Genomic DNA, 3,891 nt, shown 5'->3' on the forward strand with positions numbered 1-3,891 from the left:
GCAGCGCCGACGAGATCCGCCGACTGGCCAAGTCCGGTGAGCCCGTCTACCCGTTGGATCTGGCAAACCTCCTGGTGGAGGCCGCGACGATTGCGGACGGTTCCGAGGATCCGGAAGTGCGTTCCATCCGCTGATCGTTCGGTCGTTCAGTGCTCGCGGGCAGTTTAAGGCCAGCAATGGCAAATTGGATACGGAATCGAAGGCCGGTTCGTCCTAGAGTTCTGGCCAGAGGCCTCCGCGCGAATGAACTCGTGTGTTCGCCGTGCCTTGTTTCTTTCGTCACGCCACTACTGCAGGAGTTTGCTGTGAGCACCCCCGACTCTGCCCCCACCACCGCCATCGGCACCGCCCGCGTCAAGCGCGGCATGGCTGAAATGCTCAAGGGCGGTGTGATCATGGACGTGGTCACCGCTGAGCAGGCCAAGATCGCCGAAGACGCCGGCGCCGTCGCCGTCATGGCACTCGAGCGGGTCCCCGCAGACATTCGCGCACAGGGCGGCGTCTCGCGCATGAGTGACCCGGACATGATCGACAGCATCATCTCCACCGTCAGCATCCCCGTCATGGCCAAGGCACGCATCGGTCACTTCGTCGAAGCGCAGATCCTGCAGAGCCTCGGCGTCGACTACATCGACGAGTCCGAGGTCCTGACCCCGGCCGACTACGCCAACCACATCGACAAGTGGAAGTTCACCGCTCCCTTCGTCTGTGGCGCCACCAACCTCGGCGAAGCGCTCCGTCGCATCAACGAAGGCGCGGCCATGATCCGCTCGAAGGGTGAAGCAGGCACCGGAGACGTCTCCAACGCCACCACCCATATGCGCACCATCCGCGGCGAGATCCGCCGGTTGACCTCGCTGAGCGAGGACGAACTGTACGTGGCCGCCAAGGAACTGCAGGCGCCGTACGAACTGGTCGTCGAGGTCGCCAAGGCCGGCAAGCTGCCGGTCACCATGTTCACTGCCGGCGGCATCGCCACCCCGGCAGACGCTGCGATGATGATGCAGCTCGGCGCCGAGGGCGTGTTCGTCGGATCGGGCATCTTCAAGTCCGGCAACCCGAAGCAGCGCGCGGAGGCCATCGTCAAGGCCACCACGTTCTACGACGACCCGGACGTGCTCGCCAAGGTCTCGCGCGGACTCGGTGAGGCAATGGTCGGTATCAACGTCGACGACCTGCCCGTCGGACACCGCCTCGCAGAGCGCGGTTGGTGACAGCAGGTTCGACGACCGGGCTCAGTGCCTGAAAGTCCTCACAGACGAAGGGGCGGCGGTTGCGTTGGCAACCGCCGCCCCTTCGGGGTGTGGCAGACCGATCAGATGCTGTCCGATACCTCGAACACGAACTCGACCTCGACGGCACTGTTTCGGGGTAGTTCGGCGACGCCGATCGCTGAGCGGGCGTGTTGTCCAGCCGAACCGAAGATCTCGGCCAGCAGGTCGGACGCACCGTTGATCACCTGGGGTTGCTGCGAAAATCCGGATCCGGACGCAACAAATCCAACGACCTTGACGACCCGAACGATGCGATCGAGCCCGACTAAGGCATCGACTGCCGCGAGTCCGTTGAGAGTGCACAACCGCGCCGCCTGGGCGGCGTCTTCGACGGAGACGCCCTCGCCCAACTTGCCGATGCACGTCGTAGTGCCGTCGACGAGCGGCAATTGCCCCGATGTATAGACGTATGACCCCGTCTGAACGGCGGGAAGGTATGAGCCTGCGGGGGTGGCAACAGGCGGGAGGGTCAGGTCGAGTGCGGCGAGTCGTGCGGTCCAGGTACTGGCGTCGTTCATCGGTTCCTCAATGGGTTCTTTTGTCCGGGAATGGTGTTCGAGTCTGCCATCGGGGCTCTCTGCAAGTCCAAGTCGTATTTGTGCCCACCCCATCACTTTTGGTGATATTCGCCGTCGTCGGATTCAAAATGGTGTTCGAGTTGGCCACCTAAACTGTGTCGTATGTCGTCAATTCGTAACATCTCACTGGGGATACCTGTCCGTTCCGGTCACGTACTCATGCTCGACGGCACGGACTCTGTCACGGGGGAGAACTTTCATCGATTGATCGGTGGCGGTATCGAGTTCGGTGAGACGGCCGAGGCAGCGCTGCGACGCGAGTTCGCGGAGGAACTCTGTGTCAGGCTGGGAAGCGTCGAGTTGCTCGAGGTCGTCGAGAACATCTTCGAGTTCGAGGGGCGACCTGGGCATGAGATTGTCCATGTCTTTGGAGTCGACTCGGCTGACATCGATGCGTTTCCGCTCGACGTGCAACTCCGAGTCCTAGGCGAAGGTAGTCCAGTCCACTGGGTATTGAGTGGTGGGTCCGACCGCCCTATCTACCCGGCCGAAGCTGCCCGCATTATCAACGCCCTGGTTCAGTAGGGGAATCCGTTGCCGGAACACGAGTGGCCGCAAAGGTTGCTCCGCAACAATTTTCGGTCAATCAGGATTGTTCGGACTGATTCCTGGAAATCATGGATATCGAACGTATATTCGAATAATGTTGAGGAATGTTCGATGACGGAGTAGGAAGTTCGGGTACCGCAGCGCAGCTGTCCGGTGCTGAATCCGACTGCGCCCTCATCGATCTCATCGCCGATCTGCATGCGCGCGAATCGATGCTCGTGGAACGGAAACTGGCTGCCATTGCCGAGTTTTTCGAGCGTCGCAGCGCTGACCACACTGATAACGGTGCTTGGTCGTCTACCGCTCACGAACTGGCTGAGGCCGAGCTCGGCGCGGCATTGACCATGGGCCGTGCCGCAGCGGGAAAGTTGATCGGTCTCGGCTTTTCTCTCAAGACTCGCCTCCATCGCACGCGTGCCGCCATGGCGCGCGGAGAACTGGATCTGTATCGAGTCGGATTGATCGACTCCGCTACGGCCAACGTAGCCGACGATTTGATCGACGAGGTGGAACGGCAACTCCTCGAAAAGATCTCGGCGCCACCGATGCCTGGCGGTACCGGCTTGACGGGTCGCAGATTGACAGCGGCTATCGACCGGATCGTCGCCGTGGTGGATCCCGAGGGGATACGCGAACGTCGACGCCGCGCCCTGGCTGATCGGTTCGTGGGTGTGAGCGCTGCCGAGGACGGAATGGCGCGGATATTGGGGAGTATTCCGGCGGAGGAAGCACGGGCTTTCGATAGTCGGTTACGTGAGTTGGCGATGTCGGTGTGTCGACACGATTCCCGTAAGTACGAGCAACGACGAGCTGACGCATTGGGAGCGTTGGTATCCGGGTCGACGATTCTGCCGTGCGATTGCGGCCGGGACGAGTGCCCACAAGATCGAAGCGGGATTGTGGTGGTGCGTCGGCCGTTGGTTCACGTGGTCATGCTGGAATCAACGCTTCAGGGCGGTGACGCACCAGGTGCAGACGAACCCGCTCACCTCGACGGTTATGGAGTGATCAGTGCAGAGCATGCACGTGACATCGCCGCGGGTGCGCTGATTCGGAATGTGAAGGTACCAGCCGACGCCGCGCTCGAGGCTGCCGGTATGGGCGAGCCAGTACCTTCGCCCGTCGTTCCTTCTGCGTTCGTGTACCGCCCGGGCGCTGTCCTCGACACCTGGGTGCGGGTGATCGCAGGAAGCTGCCAGTGGTTGCACTGCGATGTCGCTGCGTGGAATTCAGATCTTGATCACACTGAACCCTTTGATCATCGCGATCCCACTCGTGGTGGAAAGACCGTGGCCTCAAACTTGAGTGCCTATTGTCGAAACCATCACCGCCTCAAGCACTCCGGTCAGTGGGTGCACACCTCGAACCCGGACCGCAGCGTCATGCTGACCTCGCCGACCGGACATTGCTACCGAACCAGGCCGTCAGGTCTGCTGGCGGGAATGCTCGAGCCTGTGCTGCCCGAGGGTGGTCGGCGTCGGCGCACACGT

The 3,891-nt window shown here is 61.8% G+C and carries 4 protein-coding genes; 3 read left to right on the forward strand and 1 reads right to left on the reverse strand.

Annotated features, from left to right (window positions below; all coding sequences use genetic code 11):
• Window positions 1-305: 305 nt before the first annotated feature.
• On the forward strand, window positions 306-1,214 hold the full coding sequence (pdxS, locus tag A2J01_RS13210; RefSeq protein WP_003943338.1) for a pyridoxal 5'-phosphate synthase lyase subunit PdxS: 909 nt from the start codon (window positions 306-308) through the stop codon (window positions 1,212-1,214).
• A gap of 101 nt (window positions 1,215-1,315) precedes the next feature.
• Here pdxS and A2J01_RS13215 read toward each other — a convergent pair whose 3' ends face one another.
• Entirely contained in the window at window positions 1,316-1,792 is a 477-nt protein-coding gene (locus A2J01_RS13215; RefSeq protein ID WP_050656607.1) for a RidA family protein, read from the reverse strand.
• Window positions 1,793-1,954: 162 nt separating this feature from the next.
• Between A2J01_RS13215 and A2J01_RS13220 the strand changes: the two genes are divergently transcribed.
• Complete coding sequence (locus A2J01_RS13220; RefSeq protein WP_064112867.1) at window positions 1,955-2,377, forward strand: NUDIX domain-containing protein; 423 nt, start codon at window positions 1,955-1,957, stop codon at window positions 2,375-2,377.
• A gap of 128 nt (window positions 2,378-2,505) precedes the next feature.
• On the forward strand, window positions 2,506-3,891 hold a 1,386-nt coding region (locus tag A2J01_RS13225; RefSeq protein WP_064112868.1), incomplete at its 3' end, for an HNH endonuclease signature motif containing protein.

It is taken from the genome of Rhodococcus sp. EPR-134 (assembly GCF_001647205.1).
In the GTDB taxonomy this organism is placed as follows: domain Bacteria; phylum Actinomycetota; class Actinomycetes; order Mycobacteriales; family Mycobacteriaceae; genus Rhodococcus_F; species Rhodococcus_F qingshengii.

Coding starts and splice junctions, on each gene's coding strand:
- A2J01_RS13215 (WP_050656607.1), bottom strand. CDS start 1,792: ATGAACGACGCCAGTACCTGGACCGCACGACTCGCCGCACTCGACCTG.
- A2J01_RS13220 (WP_064112867.1), top strand. CDS start 1,955: ATGTCGTCAATTCGTAACATCTCACTGGGGATACCTGTCCGTTCCGGT.